Consider the following 18,637-nt stretch of genomic DNA (forward strand, 5'->3'; position numbering starts at 1 on the left):
ATGCCCATTCAGCCGACTTCGGCGATCAGCTCCACCTCGACGGGAGCGTCCAGCGGCAGCGCCGCCACGCCCACCGCGCTGCGCGCGTGCCTGCCCGCCTCGCCGAACACCTCCGCGAGCAGGTCGCTGGCGCCGTTGGCCACCTGCGGCTGATCCACGAAGTCCGGCGCGCTCGCCACGAACACCACGACCTTCACGATCCGCCGCACCCGCGACAGCTCACCCAGCTCGGCCTTCAGCGCGGCCAGGGCGTTGAGCACGCACTGGCGGGCCGCCGCCTTGCCCTCGTCCACGCCCAGGTCGGCGCCGAGCTTGCCGGTCTGGTGCAGCTTGCCCTCCAGGATCGGCACCTGGCCCGAGGTGTAGAGCAGGTCGCCGGTGCGCACGGTGGGCAGGTAGGAGCCGACCGGCGTGACGGGCGGCGGCAGCGTGTATCCGAGCTCCTCGAGCTTCTGCTCAGGCGTCACTGCTTCTCCCTCTTGAAGTAGGCGACGAGCTGCTCGGGATTGGCGCCCTGCACGATCTGGACGAGCTCCCAGCCGTCGGCGCCGAAGTTGTCGAGGATCATCTTGGTGTTGTGAATCAGCACGGGTGCTGTCAGGTACTCCCACTTCTTCATGGGGGCAGCTTATTGTGAGCAATCTCAAATGGTGGTCGCAGGCTTTCGACAAGTGACCGTTCGGTAGCCTCAAGTCGTGGACTCGACGGACACACATTGGGCCGACGTGCGGCTTCATGTCGTCACCGGCAAGGGCGGCACGGGCAAGACGACCGTCGCCGCCGCCCTCGCCCTCGCGCTGGCCTCGGGCGGCCGCAAGGTGCTGCTCGTCGAGGTGGAGGGCAGGCAGGGCATCGCCCAGATCTTCGACCTGCCGCCGCTGCCGTACGAGGAGCGCAGGATCGCCGTCGCGCCCTCCGGAGGCGACGTCTACGCGCTGGCCATCGATCCAGAAGAGGCCATGCTCGAGTACATGGAGATGTTCTACGGGATGCGCCGGGCCGGCCGGGCGCTGACCAAGATGGGCATCGTCGACTTCGCCACCACCGTGGCCCCTGGCTTCCGCGACGTGCTGGTCACCGGCAAGACCAGCGAGGCCGTGCGCAGGCGCGGCAAGAACGGCCGCAGGGTCTACGACGCGGTCGTCATGGACGCGCCGCCCACCGGCCGCATCACCCGCTTCCTCAACGTCACCGAAGAGGTGGCCGGCCTGGCCAAGGTCGGGCCCATCAAGAACCACTCCGAGCTCGTCAAGGGCGTCGTGAAGTCCGCCGAGACGGCCGTGCACTTCGTCACCCTCCTGGAGGAGATGCCGGTCCAGGAGACCCTCGACGGCATCTCCGAGCTGCGCGCCGCCGGGCTGCCCGCGGGCGGCGTCTTCGTCAACATGGTGCGCGAGTCGCAGCTCCCCCAGCCCGTACTCGACGCCGCCGCCCAGGGCCGCTTCGACCCCGAGGAGCTGGTGCTCGGGCTCAAGGCCGCGGGTGTGGCCGACGGCGCGCAGGCCGGCGAGCTGGCCAGGGCGCTGGGCGAGGAGGTCGTCGAGCACGCGCACCGCACCGAGCTTGAGCGTGCCGAGCGCGAGACGCTGGCCGGAGCCGGGCTGCCCCGCTACGAGCTGCCGCTGCTCGCCGACGGCGTGGACTTGGCCGGCCTGTACGAGCTGGCAGAGAGCATGCGCACCCAGGGAGCAGCGTGAAAAAGCCCCCAGCACTCGACCTCGACGCCATCCTCGACGACCGGGGCACCAGGATCATCGTCTGCTGCGGCGCCGGCGGCGTGGGCAAGACCACGACCGCGGCGGCGCTCGGCCTGCGGGCCGCCGAGCGCGGCCGCCGCGTGGTCGTGCTGACCGTCGACCCGGCCAGGCGGCTGGCGCAGTCGATGGGGCTGACCGAGCTCGACAACACTCCGCGCCTGGTCAGCTCGCCCGAGGGCGGCGGCCAGCTCTACGCGATGATGCTCGACATGAAGCGTACGTTCGACGAGATCATCGAGGCGCACGCCGACCCTGAGCGGGCCCGCCAGATCCTGTCGAACCCCTTCTACCAGTCCCTGTCGTCCAGCTTCTCCGGCACCCAGGAGTACATGGCGATGGAGAAGCTGGGCCAGCTCCGCCGCTCGGACGAGTGGGACCTGATCATCGTCGACACGCCGCCGTCGCGGTCGGCGCTCGACTTCCTCGACGCGCCCGAGCGGCTCGGCCGGTTCCTCGACGGCCGCTTCATCCGGCTGCTGACCGCGCCTGCCAAAGCCGGAGGACGCAGTGCGTTCCGGCTGCTCAACGCCGGATTCGGGCTCATGGCGGGAGCGATGACCAAGCTGCTGGGCGCGCAGGTGATCAAGGACCTTCAGACGTTCGTCTCCGCGCTCGACGCCGTCTTCGGGGGGTTCAGGCAGCGGGCCGAGATGACGTACCGGCTGCTCCAGGCCCCTGGCACGGCCTTCCTCGTGGTCGCCGCGCCCGAGCGCGACGCGATGCGCGAGGCCTCCTACTTCGTGGAGCGCCTGGCCGAGGAGCGCATGCCACTGGCCGGTCTGGTGGTCAACCGGGTGCACGTCTCGCCCGCAGCCGGGCTTTCAGCCGCCCGCAGCGCCGCCGCCGCGGAGGACTTGGAGTCGAGGGGCGAGCACGAGCTCACCGCGGCCGTGCTGCGGCTGCACGCCGGGCGAATGCAGCTCGCCGCCCGCGAGAACCGCGAGCAGGAGCACTTCGTCTCGGCCCACCCCACGGTGCCCGTGGTGCAGGTCCGCGCCATGTCCGAGGACGTCCACGACCTGGCGGGGCTGCGCCAGATCGGGAACCTGCTGGCCACCGCATAGAAGTACGGCCGGCGGCGGCGCCGGCCGTACACGGTCGCCGGGCTGGGATCAGCCCGCGATCAGCTCATTGGTGCGTTCGTACTCGTTCTTGGCGGACTCGAGCAGGTCTCGCCACGAGGTGACGTCAGGGCGCCGTCGAAGCAGCGCGCGACGTTCCCGTTCGGTCATGCCGCCCCACACCCCGAACTCGATGCGGTTGTCCAGCGCATCGGCGAGGCACTCAGTGCGGACCGGGCAACCCCGGCAGATGAGCTTCGCCCTGTTCTGCGCGGCGCCCTGCACGAACAGGGCATCCGGATCCGCACCCTTACAGGCGGCACGGGAGGTCCAATCCGTGATCCACATTTTTCGACCCCACTCCCCTTAGGTGGTCAGTCGTCATTTGGGGCCGACGGGCGCGGGCGCCGAGCCTCCGTATTCAGTTGCCGCAGGGAGAACGTACGCAACCAGACGTTCGGGCCGACAGACCCCAGAGGACCAATTTCTCGCGGGTGATGTTGACCGGGAATGACTAGTCACCCCCGTCAGTCAAGGTGAAATGGTGTCCTGCTACCGATTCGGTCTGGGTTTCGACGTACTCTTAGAGACGTGCAAGCCCAGGGCAAACGTCGTTCCAACCCCATCCTCAGCGTCCTGCGCCTCCTCATCGCGGGCTCGGCAGCTGGGGTGCTCGCCGCCGCCGTGGCCCTTCCGGCGGTAGGCGGAGTGGGCATGTCGACCAAGACCGCAGTCGAGGGACTCAACCTCAAGCCCGAGGAACTCGACGAACCTCCTCTGCCGGAGCGCACCGAACTCTACGACGCGGACGGCAACAAGATCGCCCAGTTCTACTTCGAGAACCGGGAGTCCGTCACCCTCGACAAGGTCGCCCCGATCATGCGCGAAGCCCTGATCGCGATCGAGGACTTCCGTTTCTACCAGCACGGGCCGATCGATGTGGAGGGAACGGCCAGAGCACTGATGAAGAATCTCACCAGCGGCGGCGTCACGCAGGGTGGATCGTCGATCACCCAGCAGTACGTCAAGCAGGTGCTGGTCAACAAGGCCGAGACGCCTGAGGAGCAGGCGGCGGCCATCGCGCCCACGATCTCGCGCAAGCTGACCGAGCTGCGCTACGCCATGGCGATCGAGGAGAAGTACACCAAGGACCAGATCCTGGAGAAATACCTCAACATCGCCTACTTCGGTGCGGGCGCCCACGGCATCCAAGCCGCCGCCAAGAGGTTCTTCGACAAGCCGGCCTCCAAGCTCAACCTGACCGAGGCCGCCACGCTCGCCGGCGCCGTGCAGAACCCGGCGCGCACCGACCCCAACGTCAGCGCCGAGTCGCGGCAGCGCCTGCTGGAGCGGCGCAACATCGTGCTCGACCGGATGGCGGAGCTCGGCAAGATCACGCCGCAGGAGGCGGCGAAGGCCAAGAAGAAGAAACTGGGCTTCAAGGACGTCAAGGCGCCCGGCGGCTGCGAGGCCAGCAAATACCCGTACTTCTGCCTCTACGTCCAGTACGAGATCCTCAACAACGAGGACTTCGGCAAGAACCGCGAGGAGCGCAGGAAGCTGCTCCAGCGCGGCGGCCTGCAGATCAAGACCACGCTCGACCCCAAGATGCAGGCGGCCGCCGAGAAGGCGATCAGGAAGTACGTCAGCCCCAAGGACAAGCCCGTGGCCTCGCAGGCCATGGTCGTCCCCGGCACCGGCGAGATCAAGGCCATGGCCGCCTCGCGGAAGTTCGGCCGCAGCAAGAAGAAGAACGAGATGAGCTACAACATCGTGGCCGACGCCGCGCACGGCGGCGGCCACGGGTTCCAGCAGGGCTCGACGGCCAAGGTCTACACGCTGGCCGCCGCCCTGGAGGAAGGGCTCAAGTACGGCGACGGCTTCCCCTCGCCGGCCGGCTACAAGGCCCGTGGCTACAGCACGTTCAAGAACTGCAAGGGCCAGAACGTCGGCGACCCGTCCCACACCGTGCGCAACTCCAGCGAGGGCGGCGGCGGCTTCAAGACGCTGGAGACCGGCACCTGGGGCTCGGTCAACACGTTCTTCATGCGGCTGCAGGAGAAGGTCGGGCTCTGCGACGTCGTCAAGATGGCCAAGAAGCTCGGCGTCAAGCGGGCCGACGGGCAGAAGCTGTCGGAGGTCGAGACGTTCACGCTCGGCGTCAACGAGGTCGACCCCGTCACCATCGCCAGCTCCTACGCCGTCTTCGCCTCCCGCGGCAAGTACTGCAAGCCGCTCGCCATCACCGAGATCAAGGACCGCAACGGCAAGGTCAAGCAGTACAAGCCCAAGTGCAACCAGGTCCTCGAAGAGGAGGTCGCCGACGCCGTCAGCGGCATCCTGTCCGGGGTGTTCACCAAGGGCACGATGACCGAGGTCGGCGGCATCGGGCGCGACGCGGCCGGCAAGACCGGCACCACCGACAACTACATGTCGGCCTGGTTCTCCGGCTACACCCCCAACCTCGCCTCCGCCGTCAGCCTGGGCGACCCGCGCGGCACCTCGGCCCACAAGCTGATCGGCGTCACCATCGGCGGGCGCTACTACCCGTACGTGTACGGCTCGTCGATCTCCGGGCGCATCTGGAAGGACTCCATGATCCAGGCGCTCAAGGGGATCGAGCCGGCCGAGTTCAAGCCGGTCGACAAGTCGCGGTTCGGCGGGTGCACCGACCACTGCGCGCCCAAGCCGAAGAAAAAGAAGAAGGACGACGACGGCGGCAACCCGTTCGACTTCTTCGACCGCGACCAGTTCGGTGACGGGCCGCAGGACCGGGGCGACCGCGGGCGCGGCGGCTGGGGCGACAACGACCGTGGCCGCGGGCGCGCCGGCGACAACGGGCCGCCGTTCACCATGCCCGACGGCCGACGCTGAGAGTCTCTGAGACGCCCTGAGACGCTTTGAGGCCTCCTCCCTTCGCGGGTGGAGGCCTCAAAGCTGTTGAATGCCTACGAATGCCGCCTGACGGGCCGCTGGGGCGCAGAGAGGCGCTGGAGGCCGTACGGGGAGGCATGGGGACGCTCCGGGCGAACCAGAGCCGTACAGCGGGCCGTGGACCGGGACACCGTGCGGCGAGTTCCGTCACCCGGTACCGAACCCGCGAAGCCCGGGCCGCGTGCCGAAAGCCCGGTAGGACCGAAAGGAGCCCTGCCGAAAGGGGCCCTGAACCGAGACCGCGTACCAGAAGCCCCGTAGGCCCTACTTACCGGTGAGGCGGGCACGCACCAGGGCGGCCACCCTGCCACCCTCGGCCCGGCCGGCGACCTTCGGGTTGACCGCCTTCATGACCTGGCCCATGGCCTGCGGCCCCGAGGCGCCGGTCTCGGCGATGGCGGCGTCGACCAGCGCGGCGAGCTCCTCGTCGGACAGCTGCGCGGGAAGGTACTCCTCCAGCACCGCCTGCTCGGCCAGCTCGGCCTCGGCCTGCTCCGTGCGGCCCGCGTTGCGGAACGCCTCGGCGGCCTCGCGCCGCTTCTTCGCCTCCTTGGTCAGGACCTTGATGACCTCGTCGTCGGTCAGCTCCCTGGCCTCCTTGCCCGCGACCTCCTCGACGTTGATCGCGGCCAGGGCCATGCGGACCGTACGCAGACGTACCTCGTCCTTGCTCTTCAGCGAGGCCGTCAGGTCGGCCTTCAGCTTGTCCTTCAATGCGCTCATGCGCTTTATCTTGCCGCCTGCGCGGACCACCCCGTCGCCATCCGGACTCCGCTGGCCGGATGTCGGGCATCATGAAGGTGTGAGGAAAGCCGTCGCAGTGCCCCTGTCCATGCTCGGTCTCGGCCTGGCCGGGCTGGGCTACGCGTCCGTCGTCGAGCGCAACTGGTTCCGGCTGCGCCGCTTCGACGTGCCCGTTCTCGAGCGGGGGCAGCGTCCCGTACGCGTCCTGCACCTGTCCGACCTCCACCTGACGCCGCGCCGCACCATGCTGATCAACTGGGTGCGCTCGCTCGGCGCCCTGGAGCCCGACCTCGTGGTCAACACCGGCGACTCCATCGCGCACCCCGAGGCCGTTCCCGCGCTCCTGCACGCCCTGGAGCCCCTGCTGTCGCGTCCTGGCCTGTTCGTGTACGGCTCCAACGACCTCTACGCGCCGCAGCCGAAGAACCCGGCACGCTACCTGTGGCGCACCTCCAAGAACGACCGCCGCCAGCACACGCCCAACCTGCCCTGGGAGGAGCTGGGGGCCGGCATGGCCGCCGAAGGCTGGCTCGACATGAACAACACCACGGCCCGCATCAAGGTCGGCGACCTCGACGTGGCCGTGGCCGGCATCGACGACAGCCACATCAACCGCGACCGCTACGACCTCGTCGCCGGCCCGGCCCCCGCGGACGCCGACCTGCGCCTCGGCGTCATGCACTCGCCCGAGCCGCGCAACATGTCCCGCTTCGCCGCCGACGGCTACCAGCTCCTGCTGGCCGGCCACACGCACGGCGGCCAGCTCTGCATCCCGTTCTACGGCGCCCTGGTCACCAACTGCGGCATCGACCGCGCCCGCGTCAAGGGCCTCAGCCGCCACGACAACGCCTGGCTGCACGTCTCCGCCGGCCTCGGCACCTCCCCTTACGCCCCCGCCCGATTCGCCTGCTTCCCCGAGGCCACGCTGCTGACGCTCGTGCCCCGGAGATAAAGGCGGTCACAAGCACTTGGGAAGTCCGCTAGACTCTTACAAGCACGCACACGACGGGCGTGCACCGGGGTGTAGCGCAGCTTGGCAGCGCGCTTCGTTCGGGACGAAGAGGTCGTGGGTTCAAATCCCGCCACCCCGACACTGTAGTCGCAGGTCAAAGGCCTGGTTCTCAACATTGAGAACCAGGCCTTTGATCGTTTGACCGTTGTTCCACCGTCGTTCTGAACGCGCCCACGGGTCACCGACAGGTTCAAAAAGTTCTCCTGGGCACCAGGATCACCGAACCAGCGGGCAGCGGCAGCCACCGACGGTTCAAAGCCAGGGAACCGGCGCGGGCACCACTGAGACCCGTGCCGGGCCTGCCCACACCGTTGAGCCACCCAGCCAATCCGGACCCTCAATCAGCAGTGATCAAACACCCGTATGGCGCCCGCTGGGCCGTTGTTCTGGGGAGAATGATGCCTGTCGCCGAGCTCGCAACTTGCACAGGGAAGCAGACGACCGGGCGGCAGTGGCGAAGTCGCCCTCTTCAGCGAGGGCTCCAGGAGGCACGGTGACCCCACGACGGCGAACCTCGGATCCGGTCCTTGCTGCGATTCGTGCTTTGGAGAAGGTCGATGGGTTACCGGAGAGGCATACACGGCGCGGGATCTGGATCCTGCTCGGGGTGGCTCGCGAAGCACTCGGCCGAGGACACAAGGTCAGCCTGTACGCGAGTGGGAAAGTCTCCCGCCGCGTCGCGGACGGCAGCCTCGCCAAGGTTGAACGCTTGGACGGGGCATGGCGCTGACGTGCCTTATTCCTGGCACTACTGACATTCCTGGGCTGGCTGCCCGCATACAAGGAAGTACTTCACACGGATTCGGGCGCGGATCAATCTCCCTCTTCCGTGTGAAGTGACGCTTAGATCACATCTATCTTCCTCTGCGTTCAACAGCGTGGATCCTGTTTTGCATCTTGATGGATCCTGGTGCGGCGGTCACAGTGAGTGGGGTGCTGGTCATCGACCGGAGGTGAACGTGGCCGGAGTCCCCAAGCTCGACACCGCAGCCAGCCAGTACGCGATCGTTGCCAAGTTCGGCCGGATGGTAGCGGAGAAGTGGGGACTTGGCGGTGCGGATGAGGATCAGTTCCGCGGGCCGTTGGAGACATTGCTTCGCGACCTCGGCGCCTTAACCGGGCTTAAGGCGATCCCTTACGGCGAGGTGCGTTTGAACCATCTCCGGGCGCGGCCCGACTACGCGGTGAACATCGGGCAGGTCCGCGTCGGTTACGTCGAATTGAAAAGACCGGGCAAGGGGGTGCCCGAGGCACCCGAATGGCGCCCCGACAAGCGGGATCTGGAGCAGTGGGGCAAGCTCTCCGCGCTCCCTAATGTGATCTACTCCGACGGGGTCACCTGGGCACGGTACTCGTTCGGCGAGCGGAAGTCGCCGATCATCAGGTTAGCGAACACTGTCGCAGAGTTGCGGCGTCCCGCGGTGCCGGCCGTCGCCGAACTGGTAGGGGCTGTCCAGGACTTCATGCTCTGGGAACCAGAGTCTCCTCGGAGGCTCGGCGACCTCGTGAAGATCCTCGGCGGGTTGTGCAACCTCCTGAAGGACGAGGTGTACGCAGCGATCACGAACCCGTTGAAGAAGCGCTCTCAGGTGCGGCTTGCCCTACTGGCCGACGACTGGCGCAAACTGTTGTTCCCTGGGCTCGATCGTGAGCGGTTCGCCGACGCCTTCGCCCAGACTGTCACGTTCGCGCTGCTACTGGCCCGCTCGGATGGAATCGACCTAGTTGGCGAGTCCTACCAAGAAATAGCTCGAAAGCTGGGCAAACGGCACTTGCTGATGGGACAGGCGTTCGCAGCGCTCACCAGCGAGGCTGACGACGAGCTCAACACCATCGAGACACTCCGGCGTGTGATCGGCGTCGCCGACCTAGAGGCGCTCGACGTCAGCCCGGCGGACGCTTACGCCTACCTGTACGAACGTTTCCTCGCCAGCTACGACCCGGCGCTCCGCAAGGAGACCGGCTCCTATTACACCCCAGTCGGCGTCGCCCGCCATCTTGTCCGGTTCGTGGATGAGGTGCTACGTGAGCACCTTGGTAAGGAATGGGGATTCGCCGACGACAACGTCGTAGTCGTCGACCCTGCAATGGGAACAGGCACCTTCTTAGTTGAGGTCATCGGCTGTGTGGCAGACCGAGTTGCCGACAAGCTCGGGCACGGCTCCCGGGAGGATTATGTCCACGACCTGGTAACCGATCGGCTGATCGGGTTCGAGATCCAGGTTGCCCCGTACGCAGTGGCTGAACTGCGGATTCATGGATCGTTCCAGACTCGGTTCGGGGTGGAGACCCCGCCTCAGGCCCTGCGGTTCCTCACCGACGCATTAGCCGACCCAAACTATGTGCAAAGAAGGTTGGGTGCGCAGTACCACGTGATGGAGGAGGCCCGGGATAGGGCGAACGACATCAAGCGCAGGGTCCCCGTCATGGTGGTGATCGGCAACCCGCCGCATGTGGAGAATGCCAAGGGTCGAGCCGAATGGATCGAACGCCCCCGGCGGGGAACGCGTCGCCTCGGAGCTACGCTTGACCGCCCTTCGCTCGACGAATTCCGAGCTCCGGGCCTTGGCCGATATGAATCAGACCTGCACGGAATGCCGTGGTACTTCCTGCGCTGGGCGGCCTGGAAGGTCTTCGAAGCAGAACATCGCATGTCGGAAGGCGTAGTGGCATTCATTGTCCCCTCCAGCGTGATCAAGGGGACCGCCTTCCGTGGTTTGCGCCAGTACCTGCGACGCACCTGCGATATGGGATGGATCATCGAGCTGGCTCCGGAAGGAAACCGCCCACCAATCGCGACAAGGCTCCTCGGAGCCGACGTAGGGCGCCAACTCAGCATCCTGGTCTTTGCCAGAACAGCGCACTCGGCCCCGGAGACTCCAGCAACTGTCCGTTACCTTGAACTGCGCGGAACGCGCGATGAGAAGATGACCACGCTGGAGCAGTTGACGACGACAGGATCATGCTGGCGCACCTGCGGTACCGGATGGCAGGACTCCTTCCTTCCCACCACTGACCCGCAATGGGCAGCGTTCCCGTCACTCAGTGAACTGATGCCCTGGCGCTCGAGAGGCGTCACTCCTGGCCGAACATGGGTATACGCGCCCACTGCCGAGGTCTTGCGCACGCGGTGGCGGATCTTCCTGGCCGCCTCGGCACAGGAGCAGCGTGAGTATTTCAAAGAGGGGCGAGATCGGACATTGAGTAGCCGGGTTGCCCCGCTGCCCGGGTTTCCACCAGCCGAGCGCTCGCTGGCGGAGGAAGCGGGGCCATGCCCCGAGCCGATCCGAGTCGCCTACCGCTCATTCGACCGGCAGTGGCTCATCCCCGACAACCGGCTTCTCGTCATGGCCCGCCCGTCCCTGTGGCATGTCCGCTCCGAGCACCAAATCTATGTGTCCGAGCAAGACGCCCACGAAGTCACCGAGGGGCCAGCTCTGGTTTTCTCCAACCTCATCCCCGATCTACATCACTTCAACGGCTGGGGCGGTGGCGGCGTGCGTCCACTGTGGCGCGATCACCAGGGCAGCGTCCCCAACATGACCCCGGGCCTGCTCAATCACCTCCGCATCAGGCTGGGCACTCCCGTCAGGGCGGAGGACATGCTGGCGTACATCGCAGCGGTTACCGCCCACCCTGGATTCGTACGCCGCTTCCGGGAGCACCTCCGACAACCAGGGGTTCGAGTTCCGCTCACTTCAGATTCGGTGCTGTGGAATCGCGCGGTGACGATCGGACGGGAGATCCTCTGGCTGCACACTTATGGGAGTCGCTGCGTTGATCCCGCCGCCGGGCGAGGGCGCTCGGAACGAGCCCTTATCGAACGGTTCGGCATCAAGTGCCTGACCGCCGTCAAGGCACTCCCCGAGCGACTCGGAGATCAGCTCGACTACGACCCCGAAACCCAGAGGCTCACCGTGGGCAGCGGGACATTCGCCCCCGTCCGCCAAGAGGTCGTCGACTACAAGGTTTCGGGCCGGCGCATCGTGTGGCGCTGGTTGAACGACCGGACTACCCAGCCTCGGAACAAGCGTCGGACCTCGGCTCTGGACGACATCACGCAGCCCTGCTGGAACCGTGAATTGACACTCGAATTCCTCGCACTCCTTTCCGTCCTAACCGGATGCGTCCTGCTGCACCCTGAGCAGGACCAGCTACTGACCGACGTGTGCTCGGGTCCTCTGATCGGCGAGGCCGACCTTGCCGCCGCCGACGTGCTGCCGGTTCCGGAGTCAGCGAAGAGGCGACCGAAACCACCCCCGGCTGGTGTGCAACTTCTTGGAAATGGCTGATCTCCCCAGAGGCTGCCAGCCCTTACAACTGTTGTGGTTGTTCACGCATTCAGGGACTGAGCGGGTTGATGCGGCCCTTTACGAAGACGATCTGAGAGGCGTTGAGGAGCACCTTCCAGCACATCGTCCAGCTCCTGCGATCCGGCTGATCACCAACGACCGCATCGCCTACATCCCGTAGGTTCCGAGTCTGAACCCCCAGGCGCGTTGGAGTTAGGCAGGCGGTCGCCTCGGCCGAGTGCACGAGCCGGGTTGATGCATAAGCCGGTCAGGCTACGTGGATGTGACCGACGGCAGTGGCGAGCCATGTGCGACCGGTGGCGATCGCCCCTCGAAGACAACTTCCCGCAGGCTGCTACGTGAGTTCACCCCCTGGCCGGCCTTCTTCACCAGACGGCCCCAACGAGGACTTCGGCTGAAGGCCCGTGCGATGGCAATGCCGCTTGGAAGGTCCCCGCTAGCGCATCGATTCTGTTGCGCCCAACGCCACGCTTCTCGTTGCAAGGCCCGGCCATGCCGAATGCGCCCAGCAACTTGTTCCTGATCGTCTTGCTGCTCTGGGGTTCCCCCGTCTGGGCCAGCGGTTAGATCAGCACCCGAAAGTGAGGTGCCCCGGCTCGGTTCTTGTCGTCGAGCAGAGCGGCGGATCTGGGACATTAGGAGTTCGTAGCTACCGATCAGAGCGAGTGACGGCCATGCGGCGATGATGCGGCCGATCAAGCTCGGCTCTGCGACCGCGACGTTCGCTCCGAGGCTGGCGAGGCTGCTGACCACAAGCAGTGTCCACGCCAGGAGTCCTCCTCGTGAGCCGTACTGGTTGGACAGGAGGATGGACATCGACGCGACGACGATCAGACCGTCCACGCCGAGCGGGATCAGCACAGCGGCTAGCTGATCTTCACCATGGCGTAGGCAGAGCTCGTGCATATGGCGGAAGGACACCACTGCCGCAATCAGTGCCAGGAGAAGAACCCCTGCGACCGTCGTGCGCTGGACGCGGAGTACAGCCCGGTTACTGACCGCCAGTGCTGCTCACCGCCTTTCGAACCTGGAGAAAGGGCGAGCGTACGCGTGAGGTCACGCAGGTGTTGCCTGCCCCCGGGGCGCGTACTGGTGCACCGCCGCCCGCGGTCCACCCCGGTGGTGTAGGGCGGCTGGGAACATGGATGTGCAGATCGCAGCTTCTGAGGTGGATCGTCATCTCGCCGATCGGTTACGGATCCGTGAGAACGCGTCCAGCGCGGTCTCGTCTGCGTCGTCCAACGTGTGCAGGTACTTCTCCGTGGTGGCGATCGAGGCGTGGCCCAACCGTTCCTTGACGACCTGCAGGTCCGCGCCTCCCGCCAGCAACCAGGAAGCGTGGGCATGCCTCAGGTCGTGGATTCGAACGTTGATCCCCAGATCGGCCTTCCTCAGCGCAGGCTTCCAGACATGGCGTCGGAACCAGTCGGCGGAGATGTGACCGTCAGTTGCTCGTCGCCGCGGCTCACGCGGGCTGTCCTTACCAGCGGATCGTCGGTCGGCACGATAGATGGCGAACGCTGCGCGGCAGTGCTCGCAGCGGCATTTACCGGCGGTGTAGGCGCTCAGCGTGCCGTGCCGGTAGCGCCTTCCCTTTTCATTCGGCTCTGTGAGGCCCAGCTCGGCAGGATTGCGCGCGAGCCGGAGTGGCGGCTTGGCCTTCGAGTCCTGCCGCCAGACGAACAGGAGGTCGTCGGCGCCGAGGTTCTCCCCTTCGATGTGCGCCTCTATCTTGGCCATGATCTGCGCGGTGAGCTTGAAGCGCCGGAACTCTCCGTCCTTCGGGTACTCCTTGACGATGAACCGTCCACCGGTGGGATGGAACTTCGGGTTCACCTCGACGACCGCGCGGGAGACAGTGAGTATTCTCGATCCCCGCGCAAGGTCCTTCACCCGTAGTTCGGTCAATTCACCCCACCTCAGGCCAGTCTCGATCGATGTCTCGACGAGAAGCCTCGAGTCGGCGTCGGGAAGCGCCCGGTAGAGCACGTCGAACTGCTCCGGCGTGATGATCGTCCGCGGTTTCCTGGGTACGGGCGGCGTCTTAACGCCTCGGCAAGGGTGCAGGTACGTCACCTGGTCGTTGAGCGCCGTTGTGAAGATCGCGCTCAGCAGCACCTTGGCGTACTTGATGGTCGCCGGACTGACACCGTTCTTCTTCATGGTCGCGCCCCAGGCACGCACGTGCTCAGGAAGGATGTCGATCATCCGCATCTCGCCGAACTCTGGGATCAGATGACGGTGGATCGTGTACGTGTAGCTCTGCCGGGTGGTGGCTTCGATCTCGTGATTCGGCAACCACGTGTCGAGGACGTACCGTTCGAAGGTTTGCCGGCCTCTCCGCGGGTCCCCCACCCGTCCCTGCGCGACGAGGCTCTCAGCGTCGCGCCACGCCCTGTCGGCCTCTTTTTTCTGGAGAATGTACCGGCGGACTTCTCCTTGCCCTTGAGGTCGAGATAGTAAGCCGTGTACCGAGGCTTACCGTCTCTGCCGTACCTCTTCCGAGAGAATCCCAACCTGCTTATCGCCTCCTTGATCGTCTGACCGTCATTTGACCGTGAGACCCGTTGTCACCGATGGGCACTCAAGGCCATCAATGGGTGCTGCAAAACCCCTTCTACCTGCGATTTTACGGACGACAAGCGATATGACCAGGAGGCCTTCTGAACGCGTCGTCCCCGTTCGGGACGAAGAGGTCGTGGGTTCAAATCCCGCCACCCCGACACAGTTGCCGCAGGCAGAGGGTCTGATCCGCACAACGGGTCGGGCCCTTTTCCGTGTCTGGACGTCGATGGGTAGCGTCCTGGTGGCCAGGTCGCCGGAGAATGCGTCCAGCCACTCATCCACGTGATCCGCACGCAGCTGCCACAGCTTCGGCTTCCCCAACCTGGGGATGACGCGCGTCTCCGCGAGGATGCGCATCTAGGTGACGGTCCTTCCCGATGATGTCCACCCGGGGGTGGGATCAGGTCCGACCTGGCGCGATATCGGCTCCCTTATCGGTCGGCGATGAAGATCGCTATTGGACATGCGGAAACGAGGTCTGCTTCGCTGTCCGAACCGTCTTTCGAGAAAGCAGGTATTGGTTGATGCCGTCCCGTCGTACCGTGCTGGCCGCCGCCCTGCTACCGCTGGCGGGAGGCGCGCGCCCGGCATCAGCCGCGCCCAAGACCGCGCAGGACTATTACGACCGCGCGGCCAAGCTCGCCGGCGACGACCCCGTACTGAAGGCCCTGGTCAAGGCGCTCTCCCCCGATCTCCAGATGCCGGCCGTGCAGCCTGTCAAGCCGTTCAAGATCTTCGACAACGTCGCGGTGGTCGGCACCACGTTCGTCCAGGCCATGGCGCTGCTCACCTCGAAGGGCGTCATCCTCATCGACGCGATGGGCTCACCGGACGACGCCAGGAAGATCATCATTCCCGGCCTGCGTGCCGTCGGCGTGAACCCCACCCACATCAAGTACGTGGTGGCCGCCCACGGTCACGACGACCACTTCGGCGGCGCACAGTACCTCGCGGACACGTACGGAGCCCGGGTCATGATGCACAAGGCCGACTGGGACCTCATCGCCAAAGAACGCCCTGAGCACGCCCCCAAGCGCGACCTCGAGATCACCGACGGCCAGAAGCTGACCCTCGGCGACGCCACGATCGTCTTCCACCACAGGCCGGGCCACACCCCCGGTACCGTCTCGCCCGTCTTCCCGGTCCGCTGGAAGGGCCGCCGCCACACCGCGATCCTGTGGGGCGGCACCAACCCGCCCGCCACGACGGCGGCCAAGCGAACGTACCTGTCCTCCGTACGTACGGCCGCCGTCGCGATGCGTAAGGCCGGCGTGGACGTCGAGCTGAACAACCACGGCGGCGCCGACTACGGCCTGACCCGCATCGAGCAACTCCGTGCGGGAGCCACGAAGAACCCCTTCATCATCGGCCCGGCCAGGACGCAGCGCTTCATGAAGGTCATGGAGACGATGCTGCGCGGCCGCATCCTCCAGGACCAGCAGAAGGCCGCGTCCGGCCGCTCAACACCCACCTGCTGCTGACGCCGCTCATTCAGCGGAAAACCACCGCGTCGCCAAGCCGCTCAAGGAGGGAAAGAGGCACGCCCCACACTTTCCGGACTTCCTCCCTCCCCTCAGGCCGGCGGACACTTCGAAAGACGAGATCGAGTCCGTCCTGGCCACACCACGCACTCCGCCGCGCCCACCACGAGTGCCCCGGTCGGCGTGCATGGGTATCCGATGGCTGGGCCAAGGGGGTGAACGATGAGGAGGATCTTCGTGTTCGCCTTTTGGGCGCTCCTTTTAGCGCTCCTCATCGCGATATTCGGGATCGTCATGAACGGAGTCGAGAAGCCTCCGTGGCCGCCGAGCGGTCTATGAGACTCCTGCTGCTGAGCCGGCCGGTTCGTGAGTGCACTGAGCCGATGTGACGTCAGGTGCGGTGTCCGGTGACCTCTGCGGCGCTCTCTGGAATCATGAAGCGAAAGGCAGCATGACCGAGGGAGGGCATGTGGCCGGGCATAGCCATTCATACGACTACGGCGGGTCGTCCGGGTCCGGATGCCTGGTCTTCCTCCTGGCGATAAGCGCCGTCCTCGGCTACTTCATCGTCAGCTCGGACCCGACCGACGGGTTGGATTACGCGTCCGGCGATGCACCGGTGGAAATGAAGAGGGCGCTCTGCTACTCCGACTCCGGTCCCTGCCCACCGCCCGGCTTCAAATGGACCGTGCCCGCTTCAGGCGTTATCCGGACCCGGTTCGAACGCGAGGACATCCACGACCGGACGAAACTACGAGGCTGGTTCCGCCTGGATGCGCGCCTCTTCATCGAGGAGCAGCAAGAGGTCCGGGACTGTCCGGCCGTGGTGGACTGGTCATTACTGGTGGACGGCAAAGCCATAGCGCAGGGCACGGTCACGGCGGGCAGCGGAGACCACGAGGTCACCGGCACTCCGCCGCGCGACGCCCGATTCATGCGGCTCACCGCGCGGCGTACCGACTCCTTACCCTGTCGCGGCACCTTCCAGTGGATCTCCGCGGGCCTGGACTGACGGCCGTCCTCCCAGGCGTGGCCTCCAGCTGAGGACGGCGGTGGCTTCAGATCTCGACCAGGTGCTCGGGGACATGGCCCGCGCCGGCTCCTCCCTGCCGGCATCGAGACGTCCCGCCGCCGCTTCGGCGCCTGACTTCCGCATCCGCGCCTTGGAGCAGCCCCTGCCGCAAGGGTTGTTCGCCGGTACGCCATAGGTCCGGTGAAGCGTCGCGTCTTAGGAGGCGAACCGAGGAGATGTGTTGAACAACGAGCAGAAACGCGACTTCGCAGACTTCGTAGCGGCTCGATCGGACAGCCTCATCAGGCTCGCCTACGTCCTCACCGGCGACCAGGACACGGCCGAGGACCTGCTCCAAACGGCGCTGACCAAGACCGCGAGCCGCTGGAACAAGATCCGTGACAACCCCGAGGCGTACGTGCGGAAGGTCATGTACCACGAACAGGTCAGCCGCTGGCGAAGTCCCCGCTGGGGCAGGGAGAAATTGGTGGACTCGCCCCCTGAGCGGATGGCGAGTGACCGTACGGCCGAGGTAGACGAGCACCTTGCCCTGCAGCAGGCCCTGCGCGCGCTGCCACCGCGCAAGCGCGCCGTGCTGGTGCTGCGCTACTACGAGGATCTCCCGGAATCCGAGGTCGCCACGATCATGGGCTGCTCGGTGGGAACCGTACGCAGCCAGACCCATCAAGCCATCACCCGGCTCCGCGAGCTGGTCCGCAAGCCCGTCATGCTGGAGGCCTGGAAATGAACGTCGATGAGAAGACCATCGCCGCTGAGCTGCAGCGGCTGGCGGACGCCTCCCGTCCCGTGAACGAGCAGGCCATGGTGGCGCGGGCCGTCGCAGGGGCGAGACGCCGCCGCCTGACCTGGTCGCTGGCCGCGAGCGCGGTCGCCGTCGCCGCCGGCGCGCTGATCGCGGTCCCGCTCACCCTGGGCACGACCACGGCGACTCCTGCGAGCGGTCCCGCCGGCCTGCCGGCCAACACCTCCGCGCAGCTCCAGTCCGTACGGGACTGCATGCCGCTGGGAGGGCCGGTGGACGGCATGGACACCCGCAAGCGATACCCGGCGGACGCCGACGTCAAGGACTTCCGCGAGCTGGTGGTGTACCGCGACGACGTCGGCTCGACCGCGCTCGTCGGCAGCGAGACCGGCTTCGTCCTCTGCACGCCGCAGAAGGACAAGGAAGCGTTCCCCAGCTCCCCCGTCTTCACGCCGTGGGGGTCCGCCCTGCCCGGCGACCTCGACGCGGGCGTCTCCGGGCCGCTGACCGTGGACGCGTACACGACGGAGACCGACTCCAACGCCATGTCGGACGACGACCAGAGCGGCGGCCGCTACCGCGTCGTGGCGGGGCGCGTGGCGCGGGAGGTGACCCGCGTCGAGATCGACTGGGCGGACGGCAGGCGCACGGACGCCGCGGTGGCCGGCGGCTTCTTCATCGGGCGGGTGCCCGCCCGCGTGAACGCGGACGGCAAGCACCTCGACACCCCCGCCGTGACCGTGACCGCGTACGACCAGACGGGCGAGGTCATCGACCGCAGGGCAGAGGTACCGTACGCACCTCTCGGTCCGGTATCACGCTGAACCACCGCCCAGGTGACGACCTGAAGCGCATCCGCCCTCTTTCAGGGAGGGCGGCTTGCCCCGGACCGTCCCGGCCAGGCTCGGCATCATCTCCCACAGGGGTCGGGGCGGGGAGCGATCCGGACACGGGCGAGCTCCTCGGGCATGAAGACGATCTTCCAAGGCCCCAGG

Annotated in this window: 15 protein-coding genes and 1 tRNA gene; 10 read left to right on the forward strand and 6 right to left on the reverse strand. The window is 66.5% G+C overall.

Annotated elements, in window-relative coordinates; translation table 11 throughout:
* Nucleotides 1-8: 8 nt before the first annotated feature.
* Both WBK31_RS34570 and WBK31_RS34575 read right to left on the reverse strand, forming a co-directional pair.
* Nucleotides 9-467, reverse strand: a complete 459-nt coding sequence (locus WBK31_RS34570) for a RidA family protein (protein ID WP_364062044.1) — start codon at nucleotides 465-467, stop codon at nucleotides 9-11.
* A complete protein-coding gene (locus WBK31_RS34575; protein ID WP_364062041.1) occupies nucleotides 464-619 on the reverse strand; it encodes a hypothetical protein in 156 nt (51 codons plus the stop codon). The genes WBK31_RS34570 and WBK31_RS34575 overlap by 4 nt, the downstream gene beginning before the upstream one ends.
* A gap of 106 nt (nucleotides 620-725) precedes the next feature.
* Between WBK31_RS34575 and WBK31_RS34580 the strand changes: the two genes are divergently transcribed.
* A complete protein-coding gene (locus tag WBK31_RS34580; protein WP_364062038.1) occupies nucleotides 726-1,697 on the forward strand; it encodes an ArsA-related P-loop ATPase in 972 nt (323 codons plus the stop codon).
* Nucleotides 1,694-2,821, forward strand: a complete 1,128-nt coding sequence (locus WBK31_RS34585; protein ID WP_364062035.1) for an ArsA family ATPase — start codon at nucleotides 1,694-1,696, stop codon at nucleotides 2,819-2,821. Before WBK31_RS34580 ends, WBK31_RS34585 begins: the two co-directional genes overlap by 4 nt.
* Before the next feature lie 48 nt (nucleotides 2,822-2,869).
* On the opposite strand, the gene WBK31_RS34590 is transcribed toward WBK31_RS34585, so the two are convergent.
* On the reverse strand, nucleotides 2,870-3,166 hold the full coding sequence (locus WBK31_RS34590) for a WhiB family transcriptional regulator (protein WP_364062032.1): 297 nt from the start codon (nucleotides 3,164-3,166) through the stop codon (nucleotides 2,870-2,872).
* A gap of 366 nt (nucleotides 3,167-3,532) precedes the next feature.
* Between WBK31_RS34590 and WBK31_RS34595 the strand changes: the two genes are divergently transcribed.
* A complete protein-coding gene (locus WBK31_RS34595; RefSeq protein ID WP_406673775.1) occupies nucleotides 3,533-5,692 on the forward strand; it encodes a transglycosylase domain-containing protein in 2,160 nt (719 codons plus the stop codon).
* A gap of 324 nt (nucleotides 5,693-6,016) precedes the next feature.
* Here WBK31_RS34595 and WBK31_RS34600 read toward each other — a convergent pair whose 3' ends face one another.
* A complete protein-coding gene (locus WBK31_RS34600; RefSeq protein WP_364062027.1) occupies nucleotides 6,017-6,475 on the reverse strand; it encodes a GatB/YqeY domain-containing protein in 459 nt (152 codons plus the stop codon).
* 109 nt (nucleotides 6,476-6,584) lie between these two features.
* Here WBK31_RS34600 and WBK31_RS34605 point away from each other — a divergent pair, with 109 nt between their 5' ends.
* The 3 genes from WBK31_RS34605 to WBK31_RS34615 all read left to right on the forward strand — a co-directional run bounded on the left by WBK31_RS34605 (nucleotide 6,585) and on the right by WBK31_RS34615 (nucleotide 11,800).
* The gene (locus tag WBK31_RS34605; RefSeq protein WP_406675550.1) at nucleotides 6,585-7,448 is read left to right on the forward strand and encodes a metallophosphoesterase; all 864 of its coding nucleotides are present in this window, start codon (nucleotides 6,585-6,587) and stop codon (nucleotides 7,446-7,448) included.
* Nucleotides 7,449-7,513: 65 nt separating this feature from the next.
* A tRNA-Pro gene (locus tag WBK31_RS34610) sits at nucleotides 7,514-7,587 on the forward strand.
* A gap of 874 nt (nucleotides 7,588-8,461) precedes the next feature.
* Nucleotides 8,462-11,800 carry a type ISP restriction/modification enzyme gene (locus WBK31_RS34615; RefSeq protein ID WP_406673776.1) on the forward strand — a complete coding sequence of 1,113 codons (3,339 nt, stop codon included), beginning with the start codon at nucleotides 8,462-8,464 and terminating at the stop codon, nucleotides 11,798-11,800.
* A 273-nt stretch (nucleotides 11,801-12,073) separates the two neighbouring features.
* Here WBK31_RS34615 and WBK31_RS34620 read toward each other — a convergent pair whose 3' ends face one another.
* Both WBK31_RS34620 and WBK31_RS34625 read right to left on the reverse strand, forming a co-directional pair.
* Entirely contained in the window at nucleotides 12,074-12,826 is a 753-nt protein-coding gene (locus WBK31_RS34620; protein WP_406675551.1) for a DUF2637 domain-containing protein, read from the reverse strand.
* Between the two features lie 171 nt (nucleotides 12,827-12,997).
* Complete coding sequence (locus WBK31_RS34625) at nucleotides 12,998-14,119, reverse strand: tyrosine-type recombinase/integrase (protein ID WP_406673777.1); 1,122 nt, start codon at nucleotides 14,117-14,119, stop codon at nucleotides 12,998-13,000.
* Between the two features lie 791 nt (nucleotides 14,120-14,910).
* Here WBK31_RS34625 and WBK31_RS34630 point away from each other — a divergent pair.
* The 4 genes from WBK31_RS34630 (at nucleotide 14,911) to WBK31_RS34645 (ending at nucleotide 18,466) form a co-directional block, all read left to right on the forward strand.
* Nucleotides 14,911-15,867 (forward strand): MBL fold metallo-hydrolase, encoded by a 957-nt coding sequence (locus tag WBK31_RS34630; protein WP_406673778.1) that lies wholly within the window; start codon nucleotides 14,911-14,913, stop codon nucleotides 15,865-15,867.
* A gap of 400 nt (nucleotides 15,868-16,267) precedes the next feature.
* Nucleotides 16,268-16,879, forward strand: a complete 612-nt coding sequence (locus tag WBK31_RS34635) for a hypothetical protein (RefSeq protein WP_406673779.1) — start codon at nucleotides 16,268-16,270, stop codon at nucleotides 16,877-16,879.
* A gap of 241 nt (nucleotides 16,880-17,120) precedes the next feature.
* A complete protein-coding gene (locus WBK31_RS34640) occupies nucleotides 17,121-17,627 on the forward strand; it encodes a SigE family RNA polymerase sigma factor (protein WP_406673780.1) in 507 nt (168 codons plus the stop codon).
* Entirely contained in the window at nucleotides 17,624-18,466 is an 843-nt protein-coding gene (locus WBK31_RS34645) for a hypothetical protein (protein WP_406673781.1), read from the forward strand. The genes WBK31_RS34640 and WBK31_RS34645 overlap by 4 nt, the downstream gene beginning before the upstream one ends.
* Nucleotides 18,467-18,637: the final 171 nt, after the last annotated feature.

Source organism: Nonomuraea sp. N2-4H (assembly GCF_045291505.1).
In the GTDB taxonomy this organism is placed as follows: domain Bacteria; phylum Actinomycetota; class Actinomycetes; order Streptosporangiales; family Streptosporangiaceae; genus Nonomuraea; species Nonomuraea fastidiosa.